The organism is Candidatus Cryosericum hinesii (assembly GCF_003570985.1).
Taxonomy (GTDB): domain Bacteria; phylum Caldisericota; class Caldisericia; order Cryosericales; family Cryosericaceae; genus Cryosericum; species Cryosericum hinesii.
Window position 1 is genome coordinate 1 of the sequence record NZ_QXIW01000036.1, and the last position, 15971, is coordinate 15971.

General features: G+C 58.7%; 16 protein-coding genes. 7 read left to right on the forward strand and 9 right to left on the reverse strand.

Going from position 1 to position 15971, the window contains the following annotated elements:
* Positions 1–300, forward strand: a 300-nt coding sequence (locus tag SMC3_RS09470) for a hypothetical protein (protein WP_119090071.1), incomplete at its 5' end; no start/stop codon positions are given.
* Positions 301–330: 30 nt separating this feature from the next.
* Here the strand turns inward: SMC3_RS09470 and SMC3_RS08740 are convergent.
* Positions 331–1302 carry a hypothetical protein gene (locus tag SMC3_RS08740; protein ID WP_119090072.1) on the reverse strand — a complete coding sequence of 324 codons (972 nt, stop codon included), beginning with the start codon at positions 1300–1302 and terminating at the stop codon, positions 331–333.
* Positions 1303–1496: 194 nt separating this feature from the next.
* Here SMC3_RS08740 and SMC3_RS08745 point away from each other — a divergent pair, with 194 nt between their 5' ends.
* Positions 1497–2564: a type IV pilus twitching motility protein PilT gene (locus SMC3_RS08745; protein ID WP_119090073.1), complete on the forward strand. Its 1068-nt coding sequence runs from the start codon at positions 1497–1499 to the stop codon at positions 2562–2564.
* Between the two features lie 76 nt (positions 2565–2640).
* Here the strand turns inward: SMC3_RS08745 and SMC3_RS08750 are convergent, their stop codons facing one another.
* The 4 genes from SMC3_RS08750 to SMC3_RS08765 all read right to left on the reverse strand — a co-directional run bounded on the left by SMC3_RS08750 (position 2641) and on the right by SMC3_RS08765 (position 5118).
* Positions 2641–2871: a DUF2922 domain-containing protein gene (locus SMC3_RS08750; protein ID WP_119087677.1), complete on the reverse strand. Its 231-nt coding sequence runs from the start codon at positions 2869–2871 to the stop codon at positions 2641–2643.
* Positions 2872–2882: 11 nt separating this feature from the next.
* On the reverse strand, positions 2883–3071 hold the full coding sequence (locus SMC3_RS08755; RefSeq protein ID WP_119087676.1) for a hypothetical protein: 189 nt from the start codon (positions 3069–3071) through the stop codon (positions 2883–2885).
* A gap of 124 nt (positions 3072–3195) precedes the next feature.
* On the reverse strand, positions 3196–3792 hold the full coding sequence (locus SMC3_RS08760) for a DUF4388 domain-containing protein (RefSeq protein WP_119087675.1): 597 nt from the start codon (positions 3790–3792) through the stop codon (positions 3196–3198).
* 423 nt (positions 3793–4215) lie between these two features.
* Positions 4216–5118 carry a carboxypeptidase-like regulatory domain-containing protein gene (locus tag SMC3_RS08765; protein WP_165846704.1) on the reverse strand — a complete coding sequence of 301 codons (903 nt, stop codon included), beginning with the start codon at positions 5116–5118 and terminating at the stop codon, positions 4216–4218.
* 192 nt (positions 5119–5310) lie between these two features.
* Between SMC3_RS08765 and SMC3_RS08770 the strand changes: the two genes are divergently transcribed.
* Together SMC3_RS08770 and SMC3_RS08775 are read left to right on the forward strand one after the other, a co-directional pair.
* Complete coding sequence (locus SMC3_RS08770) at positions 5311–6336, forward strand: HD domain-containing phosphohydrolase (RefSeq protein ID WP_119087673.1); 1026 nt, start codon at positions 5311–5313, stop codon at positions 6334–6336.
* On the forward strand, positions 6333–7052 hold the full coding sequence (locus SMC3_RS08775) for a pirin family protein (RefSeq protein WP_165846705.1): 720 nt from the start codon (positions 6333–6335) through the stop codon (positions 7050–7052). Before SMC3_RS08770 ends, SMC3_RS08775 begins: the two co-directional genes overlap by 4 nt.
* 126 nt (positions 7053–7178) lie before the next feature.
* Here the strand turns inward: SMC3_RS08775 and SMC3_RS08780 are convergent, their stop codons facing one another.
* Both SMC3_RS08780 and SMC3_RS08785 read right to left on the reverse strand, forming a co-directional pair.
* Positions 7179–8495, reverse strand: a complete 1317-nt coding sequence (locus SMC3_RS08780) for a DEAD/DEAH box helicase (RefSeq protein ID WP_119087671.1) — start codon at positions 8493–8495, stop codon at positions 7179–7181.
* 281 nt (positions 8496–8776) lie between these two features.
* Complete coding sequence (locus tag SMC3_RS08785; protein WP_165846706.1) at positions 8777–9802, reverse strand: HAD family hydrolase; 1026 nt, start codon at positions 9800–9802, stop codon at positions 8777–8779.
* Between the two features lie 279 nt (positions 9803–10081).
* On the opposite strand from SMC3_RS08785, the gene SMC3_RS08790 reads away from it, so the two are divergent.
* The gene (locus tag SMC3_RS08790) at positions 10082–12337 is read left to right on the forward strand and encodes a stalk domain-containing protein (RefSeq protein WP_165846707.1); all 2256 of its coding nucleotides are present in this window, start codon (positions 10082–10084) and stop codon (positions 12335–12337) included.
* A gap of 76 nt (positions 12338–12413) precedes the next feature.
* Here the strand turns inward: SMC3_RS08790 and SMC3_RS08795 are convergent, their stop codons facing one another.
* The gene (locus SMC3_RS08795) at positions 12414–12878 is read right to left on the reverse strand and encodes a YbhB/YbcL family Raf kinase inhibitor-like protein (RefSeq protein ID WP_119087668.1); all 465 of its coding nucleotides are present in this window, start codon (positions 12876–12878) and stop codon (positions 12414–12416) included.
* 471 nt (positions 12879–13349) lie between these two features.
* Between SMC3_RS08795 and SMC3_RS08800 the strand changes: the two genes are divergently transcribed.
* Positions 13350–13889 carry a GNAT family N-acetyltransferase gene (locus tag SMC3_RS08800; RefSeq protein WP_165849069.1) on the forward strand — a complete coding sequence of 180 codons (540 nt, stop codon included), beginning with the start codon at positions 13350–13352 and terminating at the stop codon, positions 13887–13889.
* Positions 13890–14020: 131 nt separating this feature from the next.
* Entirely contained in the window at positions 14021–14671 is a 651-nt protein-coding gene (locus SMC3_RS08805; protein WP_119087666.1) for a phosphoribosyltransferase, read from the forward strand.
* A 112-nt stretch (positions 14672–14783) separates the two neighbouring features.
* On the opposite strand, the gene SMC3_RS09645 is transcribed toward SMC3_RS08805, so the two are convergent.
* Positions 14784–15971 (reverse strand): HAD-IC family P-type ATPase (locus SMC3_RS09645; protein WP_207799736.1); only part of this gene is annotated, 1188 nt, incomplete at its 5' end.

Sequence of the window (15971 nt, forward strand, 5' to 3'; positions counted from 1 at the left end):
GCCATTGATGTCGGTGGCGCAACTGTCATCGACAGCAGAGGCATGGGTCAGATGCTTGCGGCCGACATTCCGATCGTAGCCGGTATTGCCCGCCTGCTTGGTGGTTCGCCGGTGCAGGAGAGCAGCAGAACGATCTTCTCGGTCATCAACAACTCTGAAACCCTGGAGCGCGCCAAGAAGGTTGTACTGGACGCAGTCGGGGACATGACCCAGAAGGGTGTCGGCATTATGTTCGTGGTCCCGGTCGCTGAGGCATACGGATTGATCGAGCCAGAACCGTTGCCCTTGAACATCCCCTAGTCGGACTTCACTTCCGGCCGGAATGGTCTGCTAGCTGGAAGGACGGATGCCAATGGCTTGTCGCAGGGGTTCGAACTGGGGCAGCTCCATGAAATTGCTGGTGGCTTGAGTAAGCGAGGGCGTTTCTTCGAAGTCGCTCCGGGTCTGGAGGACGACATCGAGAATACGGGAACGCAATAGGTGACACGCCTCTTCGATACGCTTTCGTTCGCCTTCACCGCCCTCGGCACAGAATACTTCTATCTCGAGCCGTTCCACGAATTCGACGACCGGATCGTCTGCAGACGCTGATTCGTCGGAAGCCTGGACGAGAGTCGCCAACGGGATGACGTGATCGACGAGGATGTAGTAACCAAGTTGAAGAAGTCCCGCCACCGTGAGTCGTGGGCGCATGCCCGTGAACCTGTCCCCGTAGCTGGTTGCCAGCTCGCGTTCATAACGAGTGATGTTGGCGGCCATCAGATCGACAGCCTGCTGAGCTGTCAGAGCCTGCTCGTCGGTCGAATCGGCTGCACTCTCTTCCTGAAGATCGGCATCGGGAGCTATGCATTCCAGCACAGAGGTCATGCGTTCACGGTATAAGTCGATGAGTGTCCTCAGGACAGGGTGAGAGAAGAACCCGTTCTCGTCGACGAGATGATTGGCAGCGGCTCCGGATGCCGTCGATCTCCTGGTCACTTCGGCATCGATGGCCTTGCGGTCCGGACCATCCTGTGACGTGAACCAGAGAGCAATGTCTGGATAGGCTGCCAGAAACCATGTCGGGAAGCCGATGGGATGCTGCATCGACAAAGCCATTTTGGCTGCCGAGGGGGTGGGCTGGACTCCGCTCTCTTCGGCTGCTTGTTCCATCAGCGCATCCACGTTGGCGAGATAAACGGACGGAGCAATGCTATCGGGTATGAAGAACTCACGGGCGTAGTGCTCGAACTGCTCAGCCTGCTGGTCGTCTTTTGGCAGACCTGCGATGCTGTTTTCCCAGATGCGTGTGTTGATGTTCATGACAGGCCTCCCGGTCATCCACTCCATGACCATAAGTTCATGCTACCGCGCCCATGTCGCTTTGTCAATCATGTCCAGTACGTCGCCATGGTAGACTGTTCTCCACCTCATGATGGCGCTTCATTTCAGTGTGTTGCTATACTGCATGAAGGCGCGGTACAAGCGTTGACTGTCCGGCCGATTTGGAGGTACTGATGGAAGAACTCAACAGGGCACCCGTAGAAATCAGGGGCCTGGACGATATCCTGAAGATCGTTGTGGACCGCGGGGCCTCGGACCTGCACATGCAGGCAGGAACGCCGCCCATGCTGCGTCTCCACAAGCATTTGTTGCCGGTTGGGACCGAGATGCTGTCGGGCGGCGCCATCGAAGCACTCGTGTACCCTATCATGAATGACGACCAGAAGGCCGTGTTCAAGCAACATCTGGACTTCGACTTCTCCTACTCGGTCAAAGGACTGGCGCGGTTCCGCGTGAACGTGTTCCGGCAGAGGGGATCGATGGCCGCGACCATGCGGCGCATCCCGTTCACCATCCCCGACCTCGATTCACTCGGGTTGCCAGACGTCGTGAAGAGTCTCACCAAGTTGGAGAAGGGCTTTGTGCTCGTGACGGGCCCGACCGGCCATGGCAAGTCGACGACGCTTGCGGCAATGATCGACAAGATAAACCAGGAACGCGACGTGCATACGGTCACCGTCGAGGACCCTGTTGAGTTCCTGTTCCAGCATCGCAAGGGCATCGTGGTCCAGCGGGAGCTGGGCGAGGATACGGAATCGTTCGCACATGCTCTGCGTGCTGTATTGCGGGAGGATCCCGATATCATTCTCGTGGGGGAGTTGCGAGACCTGGAAACAATTGCTGCAGCTCTGACGGCAGCTGAGACCGGACACCTGGTGTTCGGGACCCTGCACACTAATTCGGCTCCACAATCCATCGACCGTATCATCGACGTCTTTCCCGCCGGTCAGCAGGGTCAGATTCGCATCCAGTTGGCAAACGTCCTGTCAGCGATCGTGACACAGCAGCTTCTGACGCGCAAAGACGGCAACGGGCTGGTTGTGGCCACGGAAGTACTGATAGCGACACCGGCGGTCCGGAACCTTATCCGTGAGAACAAGTCCTACCAGATCGTCTCCACAATGCAGACGAGCGGCGCTATGGGGATGATGACGATGGAGAAGTGCGTCAAGGAGCTTGTAGCCAAGGGGATCGTTGCGGCCGACGTGGCCCTGCGGGCAGGAGTCAACGTCAAAGACTAGACCTGATGCTGGAAATGCAAAAGGGGCGCAGCCGTGGCTGCGCCCCTTCCTGGTATGCCTGATGGACGTGCGGCTGCTACGAGATGACGTCCGTTACTTGACGAGTGACGATGCCGGCGCTCTCGATGCTCGTGAGCATGCCGTTCTTCCCAGTGATCAGCTGGCCGTCGATGAATTGCTGCATCACCGGACGGATCAGAGCGTCCGTGAGGTCGGGCTTCGGGCTGTTGAGCTCCATTGCGTAGGTCTTGCCGGGCGTGTCGGTGCCGAACACGAGGCGAAGGACGGTGGTCTGAGAATCAGCCATGGGTTACCTCCTTACTCCACGAATGTGGCCCGCCTGTTGCGTACGATGGCGGCCGTCTGCTCAGTGAGCAGAGTCATGAGCTGTCCGGCGCACGCGTATGCGACGGCGTCTGTGGCAAGCGGGTTGACGTTGGCGATAGTCTCACCCTTTGTGCTGACGAACGTGATGCGGATCGTTCCTGCCTGGTCCTGGACGGTCATCTGTGCCTCCTGTGTTCTGAATTTCGGGTACCCATTGGAGTTATGGGGTGCCCATCAACAGAAGGATTCGAGAGGAGCCTGTGGTGCTGTTCGCGCTCGGCGTCACCCGATGGACGGGGCCAGTTCAGCCGGTTCTTTCACCCAGTCCGGCAATCGCCTGGTTTGTTTTCTCGGGACTGGCGACGAGCAGTCCTCGTTCCACGAGCTGCCGGACGATTCGCATTGAATCTACAGTAGAAGCAGCGTTCGTTGCAATGAGATCGTTCAGGGTCATGCCGTCGTGCATGACGGCCAGCAGGCGGAACTCCTCGACACTGATGTGGACCGTGTTATCGGCAGGGACATCGTGACTGAATGCTACGCCGGTGGAAGGAAGAGCTGCGCCCAGAGATTTCATTGCATTGCGTGCCTCATCAATGGTTGCCAGCGCTACGTCCATGGCAATCGGGACGGTCTCGTCCTGAGGGGAGAGTGTACTGTCGATGGTGAACTCGAATGAACCTTCCCCACATATTGCCGCCTCACGCAAGGCGTCAACTCCACGGAGAGAGCCACACTGGACCGATGCTATCTCCCCGCCTAGAAAGGACAGGTCGACCCGGCGCTGCATTGCCACCGGTGTTGTGACGACGAGACGCAATGTGCCCGTCTTGTGACCGTTCCGAATCAGGCCAAGGATGGCCTCGAGTGAGAAGTCCTTGAGCGTTCCACGTAGCTCCATTTCGTGCTCCCCTTGCGGTCGCCCGTGATTATAAGCATCGGCGTTCCACGAGAGCGCGGGGCAAACCTGTTATCCATGGTATACCACCGCGCCCCTTTTGCAACAGTGTTGTTGCAGGGAGAACAGCGTAGGCGGCATTCTGGAAGGGAGTCCACATCAAAACCTGATCCAAAGCGCGTCTTCCGGATTCTTGTGCAAATTGTGAACAATTGTATGCAAGATCTGCCGTTGCGTGGCGCGATGAACCCGCTAAGATATCGAACGTGTTAGAAGAGAAGGTTGCGACTTTCTTTCTCCAACCAACTTACTACAATGGCGAGAGGCGTAAGCCTTTCGCCTTTTTCATTTTCCTTCACGAGTGACATTCCGTGGCCGCCTGATTCCGGATTTCCACCAGGCGGCCGCACCTCTGCCTGTCGCGCGTCAGGGTAGCTTGATACCAGTAGGCTTGTTCAGGTCGAGGAATGCCCACTTGACCGAGGTCGTCTTACCGCCCGTCGTCTCGCTGGACACCCAGCTGGTGATGACACCGCTGAACTCTCCGCTGTCGATGACCCATGCCGTGATGTTCGTGACCGTGCCCCCCGTCGTCGTGACATGAGCATACTTCTGAGTGGAGTAGCCATTGACTGTCCCACCGTCGGAGCGGACAAATCCACTGCCTTCCTTCGTGATGGAAGAGTAGCGCTCAGCGAGCACATTGAAAAGAATGTTGTGCAGGCCCACAAGACGCTGTGCCGTGTCGCCCGTGACGGTATTCCACTTGCCTCCCGTGCCAGAACGCATCTTGACCGCCGTTCCCACCTTGTAGATCTCGGTACGGCTGCTGCCGGTGCCAGAGAGTATGTACTCACGGTCCGGCTTCTCGAAGGCGCCTTCGTACTGCTGGGTAACCCCGTTCGCTTCTGTTGAGGAGAACGTCCAGCGATAGCTGGACAGACCATCGAAGACGTCCTTGTCGGCAGTCTCGCCCGATGGGTTTGAGGTCTGGGCCGACGTGGACGCCAGCGTCAGCGTAGATTCCTGGTCGCCGCCCGCAACGCTGAGAGACGTCGAATTAGTGGTGTAGCCGTCAGCTGACCCCTCCAGGTCGTAATCGCCGCTGGCGAGGCCCGAGAAGGATGCCTTGCCCTCACTGTCAGAGGAAGCGGTCGTTGCCTTCCCTGTCCCATCCGTGAGCGTCAATGCGGCACCCTTGATGACCCCACCATTATGATCTTCGACCGTAACGTGGATGTTTCCTGTCTCTGCAGGGGCTGCCTGCTTCCCGCATCCGACTGCAAGCACCAGGCTCAACAGCAGCAATAAAACTACGCCTTTCCTCATTGTTCTCCTCCTCTCGTGGAACTGACTCTCGCTGGTTACCGGTAGTGCCATCACGACATCATGTCCATCTTGCGGCCAGTATAGCAAAAACGGCCATGTCAATCCAGCGTCAACTGGCGCCGCGTTACTCGTTTACATTGACAAGGCACAACGCTACACTGATAAACATGGTGTGAGGCCAAGGAGGCGCTTATGGCTCAGGATGAAGATGAACTGATACGGTTGGCGCTCGAACAGTTTCCTGACGGCGTTGTTGTAGCCGATGCTCACGACCATGTCGTTACACTCAACGCTCAAGCACGACTCATCAGGGGTTCACGGTCGGACGGCGGCATCGCTTTTCCCCTGTTCTTTGGCAGCTCGGTGAGCGAGGACGTCGAACAGGGTCTTGGCGCTCTGCGGACAGGAGTGGCACAGGAGTTCTCGGTTGTCGAGGGGGATCCATCGACAGGCAGGGTCTATGAACACCGATGCGTCTCCGTGAAAACGCCGGAAGGTACCTATGCTGGTACAACCGTGACGTCTCACGACGTGACAGACCGGCAGCTTCAGGATGCTCGTCAGGAGCCGCGAGTCCGTGGACTTCAACAGCAGGTCGCGGCCCTGCAAGATGAACTTCCGGAGCGCTTTGTGGGCGGTATGATCACGCTGGTCGACGCACTGGAGGCTCGAGACCGGTATACACGTGGCCATTCCACCCGAGTCGCTTTCCTGGCCGGCAAGGTAGCTCGCAGGGTCCTGGGCCATGCTGCCGATGTGGCTGAGATTGAGCTGGCCGCCCGTCTCCACGATATCGGCAAGGTAGCGGTCCCCGATCGTCTGCTGGACAAGCCGTCCAGTCTGACGCCGGAAGAGGTAGTGATCATGGACACACATCCTCTGGTCGGTGAGAGTATCCTGCGCCCCATCGCGCAGCTGCACAATGTTGCGACCATCATCCGCAACCACCATGAGCGATGGGATGGAGCCGGCTATCCAGATGGCTTGTCGGCAGAACACATTCCGGTCGGTTCTCGGATTCTGGCTCTCGCCGATACATTCGATGCGATGACGTCTCAGCGTCCATATCGCCGTTCTCTCCCAGCGGCAGAGGCCCGGGAGGAAATTGCACGACACCTTGGGACGCAGTTCGATCCCACCATCGGACAGATATTTCTCGACATGATCAGTACCGGCGAGATTTTGTCCGAGGACCAGCTCCACAGCGAGGCCGGATGATCCGCCGCGTAGCATCGCAGAAGCGACACCTCGCCGTGTCGCAGAGTTCCGAGAACTTCCTGCTGTTCTCGTACGGCGACTATTTCGAGCCCGGAAACGTTCGCTGGGGTGGTCTCCGGTTTTTTAACGATGACCTTATCCACCCCGCGTGTGGTTTTCCGCTCCACTTCCATGACGAGATTGAGGTCGTCAGCATCGTTGTGGCAGGGGAGATACGGCAGCGGCAGGGGGTTCAGCCTCTGGTACGTCTTCGTCCAGGCGATGTTCAGGTCCTGTCTTCCGGGACCGGTGTCCGTCACGTGGAGACGAACGAGTGCCCGGGGCAAGCCCATTTGTATCAGGTGGGGATTTTTCCGCGGGAGTCGGGACTGATGCCGTCTCATACTGAGGCTGCTTTTGGAGCGCTTCCTCCTCCCAACGAGCTGGTTGCAGTCGCATCCGGTCAGAACAAGGCGGGGGCGATTCTTCTGAACGCGGATGCGACCGTTTTCGTCGGTTCGCTCGAACCCTACCAGATGATCGAATACCAGATGGCTCTGGACCGTTGCGCATTTCTTTACCTGACCCGCGGCACTCTGACAGTCAATGGAGTCGACTATGAGGCAGGGGACCAGGCGCGCATAGCAAACGAGCCCGAGTTCATGGTGGGGGCGATTGACCACTCGGATTTCGTCCTCGTGGACGTACCGACGCTGGGGCAGACGATTCGCGAATAGCGCACCGGAACAAGGACAAGCCGCGGGAAAAAGCGAGGGGCCCCAGACGGGGCCCCTGCGAAGGAGGGCATGTGATAACGTTTGGCGCTATCACACCTCTATTATATCACTTCTATGAAAACGTTGTCAAGAGGTCCGGATATTTGCCGGTCTTCTTGTCTCTGACCGATGATTCAAGCTCTTTGGCCGGTTCACGCTGTTTTCATGATGTTTCGGTGCTGAAGCGGACTGACTGTCATGGCCGGCCGAACGCTGAGGGCGGCTGGAACCCGTACTGGGTCTGTGATCCCAGGCAAACTCAGTCTCGCGTTTTGGAGCGGGGGCCTTGTAGTCGAAGCCGGAGAGGGTACGCCGTTCGATGGGCGTTCCCAGAACCTTCTCAATATCACGGACCAGGATCGTGTCTTCCTCTGTGATCAGAGTGAACGCGTCTCCCGAATGGAGAGCTCGGCCGGTACGTCCGATGCGATGGGTGTAGGCGTCCGTTGTGTCCGGGATGTCATAGTTGATGACGTGCGAAATCTGCGTCACATCGATGCCGCGAGCCGCAATGTCGGTAGCGACCAGTACCTTATATCTACCGTCGCGAAAGCCGCCCAATGCTGCCTGGCGTGCGCGCTGCGACAGATTGCCTTGCAGCGACGTCGCGCGGTAGCCTTCATTGGCCAGCTTCTCGCCAAGCTTCTTGGCACGGTGCTTGGTGCGTGTGAAGATCAGCACCGACTCCGTATCAGTGTGTTTCAGTAACTCGATGAGCAACGGTGTCTTGAGGTGCTGCGGTACGGGGTAAAGCGCATGTGAAACCGTTTCTACCGGAGCGGAGTGCCCAATCTGGACCGTCACGGGGTCATGCAGGATAGCATCGGCCAGATGGCGGATGTCCTCCGGCATGGTGGCGCTGTACAACAGGTTCTGGCGCTGGGCGGGGAGGTTCTTGATGATGCGCCGGACGTCGGGCAGGAAGCCCATGTCCAGCATCATGTCCGCTTCGTCGAGGACAAGGACCTGTATCTTGGTGAGATCGACCGTACCTTGGCTGATATGGTCCAGCAAGCGACCGGGGCAGGCGATGACAATGTCGACGCCGCGCCGGAGCGCATCAATCTGTGGGTTGATACCGACGCCACCGTAGATAGTGAGAACGGTGAGGCGAGCCTTGCGACCCAGGTCGCGAAAGTCTTCGGCGATCTGTTCCGCCAGTTCGCGGGTTGGGGCGACGACGAGGGCACGCAGTGAACCGCGCGGTCCCGTCAGCAGGCGCTCCATGATCGGAAGTGCATATGCGGCTGTCTTGCCTGTACCGGTCTGGGCAAGGCCCATGACGTCATGCCCTTCCATGACAGGGGGAATACCCTTCTCCTGGATGGGTGTGGGTGTGGTGTAGCCGCATGAAACAATACCCGCGGTAAGGCGGGGGTCGAGATGAAATGAATCAAATGTCACGTGAGCTCCTTGTGCCGGCGCTCGACAGGATGACGCTCTCAGACAGTCAGCAGGCGGCTCTTTCATATGTCGGATGTCGCCGCACGGGTGTGGCGAGTACTATTGGACCCATGCTATGAGACATCGACAGTGAGCGTTCGGTCGGATTAGTCCCGGCCGTCTGTTTCCCTGTGCACGGACCTGCAAAACAGTATAGTATGGGTCCGAACAGGGCACTGTCAACGAAGGTTGTGTGTTGATCCTGATTGCAGGAATTCCAGCACTTCACTATGGATCCACTCCTATCGTGGCTTGTTGTCGTGCCTGCGGAAGGGGTTCCAGGATCTTCTGATTACAGTCGCCGGTTCCGACTCAACGGGACGGGAAGTGACAACCTCTGGTGCCGAGCGAAGCGGCGTTGCGGGGGCAGGCGGTGTGACTACCGGCTGGACAGGCGCCACGACGACAGGTGCTTTCACCGGGGGCTCCGGGGACGTCTGGACCGGCGGCGCGATGGGCCGATTGATGATAGGTGTCTCTTCACGCTGAGGGATGGATACTTTCGGTTTGGCAGGCAGGGGTTCCTGAACCTGGGCTGGTGTCTGGGTAATGGGTGGTTGTGGAACCCGCGCTTCAGCAACGACCGGAGCAGGCGCCACGGTCGTGGAAGCGCTTGCATGCTTGGGCTCACCCTCTTGAAACCAGTGGCGGGCAAGGGCCATCGGTATCTCGGCAATGTCGTGGATGCGAACGTCTGCGAACGCTAGTTCCTCCGGAGCCCAACCATAGACAGCGCCTATCGCAAAGTAACCTCCCGCAAGTGCGGCCTGCATGTCGTCGGCCCGGTCACCCACCATGGCGCACTGCTCCGGACGAAGCTCATTCCACACCTCGCAGAGCATCACGGGTTTTGTTTCGCCGCTGCGTTTTGGTACACGGACGAGGTCAAAAAGATCCCGGACGCCGGCATTCGTCAGGATAAGTTCGGGATACCAGGGTGGAGCATTGCTACAGATACCGAGATGCCAATCGTTGGCTGCCAGTGTCCGGAGAACATCCGGAACACCGGGATACAATTGTCCCTGAGTGTTCACATAATGTCGCTCCAGGGCGTCAAATTCCTGATCGAGTTCATTTGTCGGTTTCCCGAGATGCAGACTCTCTACCCAGGCTTTCCACTCTTCGCCTGTCTTGCCGATAAAGCCTCGCAGGAAATCGTCGCTGGGCTGTGAAAAACCATACTTGCCTGCAAAGTCGTGCACTGCTGGAAAGAAGGACGTTTCCGTCCGGTAGAGGGTACCATCCATGTCGAACATGATCAGGTTCATCGTTGGCCTCCTGTCCTGCGTTGCGCGCCCGCTCTTGGAGGCACTGCAATACATGTATTGTAAGGCCGTGGGGCGTGTCGTGCAAGATGGTGCCGCAGGTTGCGGACCGGGCACAGGAGATGATCGATGCGGGAAGCAAGTGCTCCTGAGAGTCGACCTTGACAACACAGATGTTCGCAGGTCCTGTGAAGAACTGTGTGGAATAGTTGTCTGAACGCTGCTACACTGTAAAAATAGGTGGCAACAAGCCGGCAGAATACGGGAGGCACGATGGTCGATATGAGGCATCCAGAAGGCAGGCACGGTGGGGAGAAGAGGATGGAGCTCAGGGGGCTGGCTGCCATCATGCTGTGTCTGGTCCTGCTGATCTCTTTTGTGTCCATGCCGTTTTCAGCTCTTGCCGAGACACTGACTGTAGGAACTGCTGTCCAAGTCACCGGCACAGGGGGAGACGGCCTCAACGTGCGATCGTCGGCTGCCACTTTGGGAACCGTTGTCGGGGCCGAAAAGGACGGGGCCCGCGGGGTCATCCTGGAAGGTCCTGTTGCCGGCGGTACCTTCATCTGGTGGCGCGTCCAGTGGAAAAGTGGCGTGATGGGCTGGTCTGTCGACACGTATCTCAAGGTGGCTGTCCCTAGTCCGATTCCCAGCGCGCCGACCGCTCTTGGGGCTACAGCCGGGATCGAGTCTGTTGTGCTTTCATGGAGTCTTCCCGAGGAAACGGGAACCGCTCCGATTATTGCCTGGCGCATCTACCGTGACCGTCACACGGCTCCGTCGACGCTCGTTGCCACACTGAATGTCGGCGATCAGGGCTTCAACACGCACACTTGGACGGACGGCCCCATGCTTGTCGGTGGCAGGTCCTACTGGTACGCTGTCAGCGCTGTCAACGCGAATGGCGCGAGCGATCTCTGCACAGGTGTCCAGGTGATTCCACAGGCGGCACCGATGCCACCTGGCGTCTTCTTTCTTCCCCCGGAGCTCGATTTCGGAGGCGAGCAGACGTCACTCGTCCTGACTCTGCAGAACGCGGGGAGCACGCCGGTGACGTTCGTCATCACCCCTGGCGCTTCATGGCTGGTCGGGGTTTCGCCCACGACAGTGACCCTGCCTGTCAGCGGAAGCCAGCGCATCAACGTCGCAGTGCAGCGGACCGGCATGCCGGCGGGGACCTACGAAAGTCTCGTTCGCATCACCTGTCCCACGGGCAGCATCAATATCCCCGCGCAGATGAGGGTCGGGATGATCCAGGGGGTCGACGTTTCGCGCTGGCAGAGCAGTGATCAGGCGGGAAATCCCCTCAACTGGGCTTCTGTTCACCAGGTGGGATTTCAATTTGCTTTTGTCAAAGCGACCGAAGGACTGACCATTACGGACCCCTTCCTGAACGTCCTGGTCCCGGGTGCCCGGTCGGCAGGCCTGTTGGCGGGTGTCTACCACATCTGCTGGCCGGCTGATAACCCCGCCGCCGCCGAGGCGGCCTACTTTCTCCAGGCCGCGGGACAGTATATCACTCCCGGTTTTCTCACCCCGGTTCTGGACATCGAGCCCAGGTACAATATCCATGGAGTGGCGATGGTGCACTGGATCGACGAATGGGCGAGTGTCGTGCGAGCGGCCAAGGGGGTCAATCCGGTGATCTACTGCAGCGCTTCTGTCGCTGCGGACCTCCACAATGCGGACCCGACCATCGATGGGCGTTATCATCTCTGGCTAGCGGGCTATGCTCTTGCCGCCCAGCCGAACACGGGCGGGTGGGGCTCGTGGGCATTCTGGCAGTATACTGACACTGGGACCGTTCCAGGCATCGAAGGGCACAACGTCGACCTGGACTGGTTCAACGGCAACGAGCAGAGCTTGGCACAGTACGTCATCGGTGGGGTCACTCCCGCATCATACACGCTGCTCCCTACGGTCATTGGCAATGGCTTGCTGAGCATTGAGCCACAGACGAAATCGTATCCTGCAGGGAGTACGGTGACGGTCACCGCAAAGCCGGCTGCCGGATGGGAGTTCACAGGATGGAGCGGTGGTATCACTGGAACAGCCAATCCGCTCGCGCTCACAATGGATGCCAACAAGTCTTTCCTGGCGACGTTCAAGAAGTCCGTCGACCCGAACCAGCACATCATCACGCTTTCCGTGGGCAGCAAGGTCGCCCATCTGGACGGCCAGCTCGTGACCCTGGATACTCCTCCTGTCATTGTGAGTGGTCGAACGCTGGTACCATTGCGCCCAATTATTGAAGGTCTGGGCGGCGTAATCACATGGGTCCCCGAAACGCGCAGTGTTGAAGTAGTGTTCAACGGCACGACCCTGTTGCTTCAGATCGGCAATCATAGTGCTGTCGTCGACGGCAAGGAGGTTATCCTGGACGTTCCGGCGGCCATCATGAACGGCAGGACCATGCTGCCAGTGCGCTTTGTCAGTGAGCACCTCGGCGCTGACGTCCAGTGGGCGCCGGTTACGAAGACCGTCACCATCACGGTCAGTACCACGACTGCCTCCGGGGGAGCATCGACCCCACAGTAGGTGCCTGCGCAGGGTAACCACATTGCAGGGTTCCGCTGTCAGTCTGCGGGATGCAAGTCAGCATCGAGAATCTCTGCTACTGTCGCTGATATGTTCCCATCAGCTGCCCTTGCGACAGGACGTGTCCTTTCATGGCTGCGTCGAGCTGCGCCCGGTTCGCCGACGCCGGAAGGGACAATACTGTGTCCAGAGCGTAGATTCGAAAGTAGTACCGATGGGCGTTGCCGCGTGGCGGCATGGGGCCGTGGTACCCGGACGTGCCGGCGCTGGTGATGCCCTGCACGGAGCCGTCAGACAAGGATGCATTCGCGGGTACGCCCTGTGCCAGCCCCCTCGATGTGGCAGGGATGCTCCATATGGTCCAGTGGACCCAAGTTCCGGCAGGGGCGTCAGGGTCGTCACAGATAAGGGCGAAGCTGACGACGCCGTCCGGCGTGTCTCTCCAGAAAAGGTCCGGCGAAATGTTCTCGCCCTGCCCGGTGTACTTGACCGGGATGGGCTTGCCGGGCATGAATGCCGTGCTGGTGACCGTGATTTCCATAGGTGCCTCCTGAATGTCCGTCGTACTTGCTCGACATCCCGCGCTCCATGCAGTCAGGATGACGAGCGTGCATGTCAGGATCAACCGGAACAGTTGCTGTCTCAACTACTCGCCTCACAACAAGGATCCAGGTTCCTGCCTGCAGTATATCTCAGGTGATGCTAAGGGCAACGGGCCGAGTTGCATCATCTGAATTCCGTACGATGAAGGGGATACTCGTACGATGACGAGGACGGAGAGGATGTGGGGAACCATGCGTCGTGGAAGTGTAACATTCTCGGGACGGTTCTATTTCCTTCGAGACCGTTATACCTTTGCCGAGCCTTCGACAAAACACATGGATTCCCGCGTAGGTGGGGACGAACCGCGGAGGAGAGCATCCAGTGCGTGTCCTCGGGAGACAGTGTCTGGTTGTGAATGCCGGCTTCCCGCTTCGGCGCGGCGTTCGTGTATGATGTGAGAGTGGATGACATGACTGGTCTCGACATACGGATCATGCGGGCGACACCGGACATGGCCGGTTACGTGGATGAGCTCCGCAGCAACTTGGTCGTGAAGGCGCGTGTCAAGGTATCCATGTGCGGTGACAACTATGACTTCGACGTCGATTCCGTCCAACTGCCGTATAAGAAGGCAGAGGTCTGCTGTCCCGACCGTGTCTATCTCGGCAGAGATGACGCGGCCATCTATCTCGCATTTGTCGAAGAGCAACTGGTAGGACAGGTGTGTGTCCAGGAAGACCACAACAACATGGCGCGTGTCTGGGGCCTGCGCGTTGAGCACGGCCACCTTCATCACGGTATCGCGACGTTGCTCATGGATACTGTCAAGGCATGGGCTCTTGCCCGGGGACTGCGCTGGCTGCGCGCGGAAACGCAGGACATCCACGTGACAGCATGTATGTTCTACCGTGACTACGGGTTTGTCATCGGCGGGTTCGACCGTCTCTATCTGCAGGCCACGCCGGGTAGCGAGGATGAGACCGCTATCGTCTGGTATCTCGAGGTCTGAAGCCCTCCGACACGATTTCTCAGGGTCCGGTTGTCACCGGGTCCAGGGTGTTGACCAAATTTCCTGTTCTGTCATGCTGATGTCAGTGGAGATTCCGACACGGTCGAGCATGACCTAATAGGAGGAACACTATGGTCTTCCTGTCGCGGGAAGAAGCGGGAGCCAAGCTGGCAAGTGAGGTCCGAGACCAAGGATTGGTCTTCGACCTTTGCTGTGGGATTCCACGCGGCGGGGTCATCGTCGGATCTGTTGTCGCCCAGGAGCTCGGCCTGCCGTTTGGTGTCCTGCTCATTCGCAAGATCCGTGCTGACGCCAACCGCGAAGTTGCAGTGGGGGCTCTCGGCTATGCCGGAAACGGCAGTTTCGCCACCATCCTGTCACCCGAATCCGCACACGAACCGCGCGAGCACCTCGACGCCGAGATCGGCTTCGAGAAAGAACGCCTTGTCCTGTACGCAGAGCTGTTCGAGCGCTATATCCCCCAGACATGGGAACGCGGCGCCCGTGTGCTGGTTGTGGACGATGGTATCGCAACGGGAGCGACGATGATCGCCGCCGTGGATGTCGTCACCAGTATGGGGTGCGTCCCCACGGTCGGAACGCCGGTCGTGGACAAGGAAGTGATGCGCCAGCTGGTCGAGCAGGGGTACCACGTTGTGGCAGTTCACGCGGCCGAATGGCTGATGGCTGTTGGGCAGTTCTACGAGGACTTCCACGAGGTCAGTGACCGCGAAGCCCTGTGCTGGGCCAATCGAGCGTTCCGTCCGCGACGCATCCGATAGAGCAGGAGCGTCAGCAAACACTATCACCCCAAGGCACGTCACGAAAGCGAATGATCCGCCATCTTGACGGACAGCGGGTCTTCAAGTGCGAAGAGAGGAGTGGCACTACCTGTCAGACGTCACCAAAACGGCGAATGAACCAGGTCTTGACGAGCTGAGTGAGGACGACGTAGATCAACAACATGCCCAGCAGGAGCAGCCAGTAGAGGGGCGGCAGCGTGACAAAGCCCAGGATGCGTGCGATGGGTCCGATGACAGTCATCAGTGCGCCCGTGGCGACAACCGCCACCGAACTGATGAGCAGCGGTTTGCTGGCTAGGCTCTGGATAAACGGGATCTTGTTGGTGCGGATGACGTGGACGATGAGCGTCTGGGTGAACAGCGATTCCACGAACCAGCCGGAGTGAAACAGCGCTGGGTTGTTCCAGCACTTGAACACGACCAGCATGATGAAGAAGGTCATGTAGTCAAAGACGGAGCTGATGGGCCCGATGATCACGATGAAGCGCCGCAGGTTGCCAAGTTCCCACTTCCGTGGCTTGGTAAGCCATTCTTCGTCGACCGTGTCTGTCGGGATGGTGGTCTGGCTCAAATCGTACAGCAGGTTGTTGGTCAATATCTGCAGCGGCAGCATAGGGAGGAACGGCAGGAACGCACTGGCGCCCACGACGCTGAACATGTTGCCGAAATTGGAACTGGCAGCCATCTTGATGTACTTGATGACATTGCCAAAGACCTTGCGGCCTTCGATGACACCGTCTTTCAGGACCAGAAGCGAGTTTTCCAGCAGGATGATGTCTGATGATTCCTTCGCAATATCGACTGCCGAGTCGACGGAGATCCCTACGTCTGCGGTGCGGAGAGCGGGTGCGTCGTTGATGCCGTCGCCGAGAAAACCGACTACATGGCCGCGGGATTGCAGTGCGCGAATGATCCGTTCCTTGTGGTGTGGCGAAAGCCGGGCAAAGACGACGGTATCTTCCACCGCACCTGCCAGATCGTCATCGGACATCTTTTCTATAGCCGGTCCCAGGAGGACACACGGCTCGGTTATGCCAACCTGGTGACAGATGTTCACGGTGACCAGGTCGCTGTCGCCGGTCAGAATCTTGACGTCGACGCTATTGGAATGAAGTGTCGCGATGGCTTCCCCTGCTGTGGGTTTCGGCGGGTCCAGGAAGGCAAGAAACCCCAGCAGGGTAAGGTCATGTTCGTCGTTCACCGTATAGACGCGGTCTGAGGCACCGTGATCGGCGCTGGACGTGGCGAGGGCCAGGACTCGGAATCCCTGTCCGTTGAG

What these genes read in the sequence shown, in the direction of transcription:
- SMC3_RS08750 (WP_119087677.1), bottom strand. Translation starts at nt 2,871, where the DNA reads ATGGCTGATTCTCAGACCACCGTCCTTCGCCTCGTGTTCGGCACCGAC.
- SMC3_RS08770 (WP_119087673.1), top strand. Translation starts at nt 5,311, where the DNA reads ATGGCTCAGGATGAAGATGAACTGATACGGTTGGCGCTCGAACAGTTT.
- SMC3_RS08755 (WP_119087676.1), bottom strand. Translation starts at nt 3,071, where the DNA reads ATGACCGTCCAGGACCAGGCAGGAACGATCCGCATCACGTTCGTCAGC.
- SMC3_RS08760 (WP_119087675.1), bottom strand. Translation starts at nt 3,792, where the DNA reads ATGGAGCTACGTGGAACGCTCAAGGACTTCTCACTCGAGGCCATCCTT.
- SMC3_RS08775 (WP_165846705.1), top strand. Translation starts at nt 6,333, where the DNA reads ATGATCCGCCGCGTAGCATCGCAGAAGCGACACCTCGCCGTGTCGCAG.
- SMC3_RS08800 (WP_165849069.1), top strand. Translation starts at nt 13,350, where the DNA reads ATGACTGGTCTCGACATACGGATCATGCGGGCGACACCGGACATGGCC.
- SMC3_RS08785 (WP_165846706.1), bottom strand. Translation starts at nt 9,802, where the DNA reads ATGAACCTGATCATGTTCGACATGGATGGTACCCTCTACCGGACGGAA.
- SMC3_RS08805 (WP_119087666.1), top strand. Translation starts at nt 14,021, where the DNA reads ATGGTCTTCCTGTCGCGGGAAGAAGCGGGAGCCAAGCTGGCAAGTGAG.
- SMC3_RS08745 (WP_119090073.1), top strand. Translation starts at nt 1,497, where the DNA reads ATGGAAGAACTCAACAGGGCACCCGTAGAAATCAGGGGCCTGGACGAT.
- SMC3_RS08765 (WP_165846704.1), bottom strand. Translation starts at nt 5,118, where the DNA reads ATGAGGAAAGGCGTAGTTTTATTGCTGCTGTTGAGCCTGGTGCTTGCA.
- SMC3_RS08795 (WP_119087668.1), bottom strand. Translation starts at nt 12,878, where the DNA reads ATGGAAATCACGGTCACCAGCACGGCATTCATGCCCGGCAAGCCCATC.
- SMC3_RS08740 (WP_119090072.1), bottom strand. Translation starts at nt 1,302, where the DNA reads ATGAACATCAACACACGCATCTGGGAAAACAGCATCGCAGGTCTGCCA.
- SMC3_RS08790 (WP_165846707.1), top strand. Translation starts at nt 10,082, where the DNA reads ATGAGGCATCCAGAAGGCAGGCACGGTGGGGAGAAGAGGATGGAGCTC.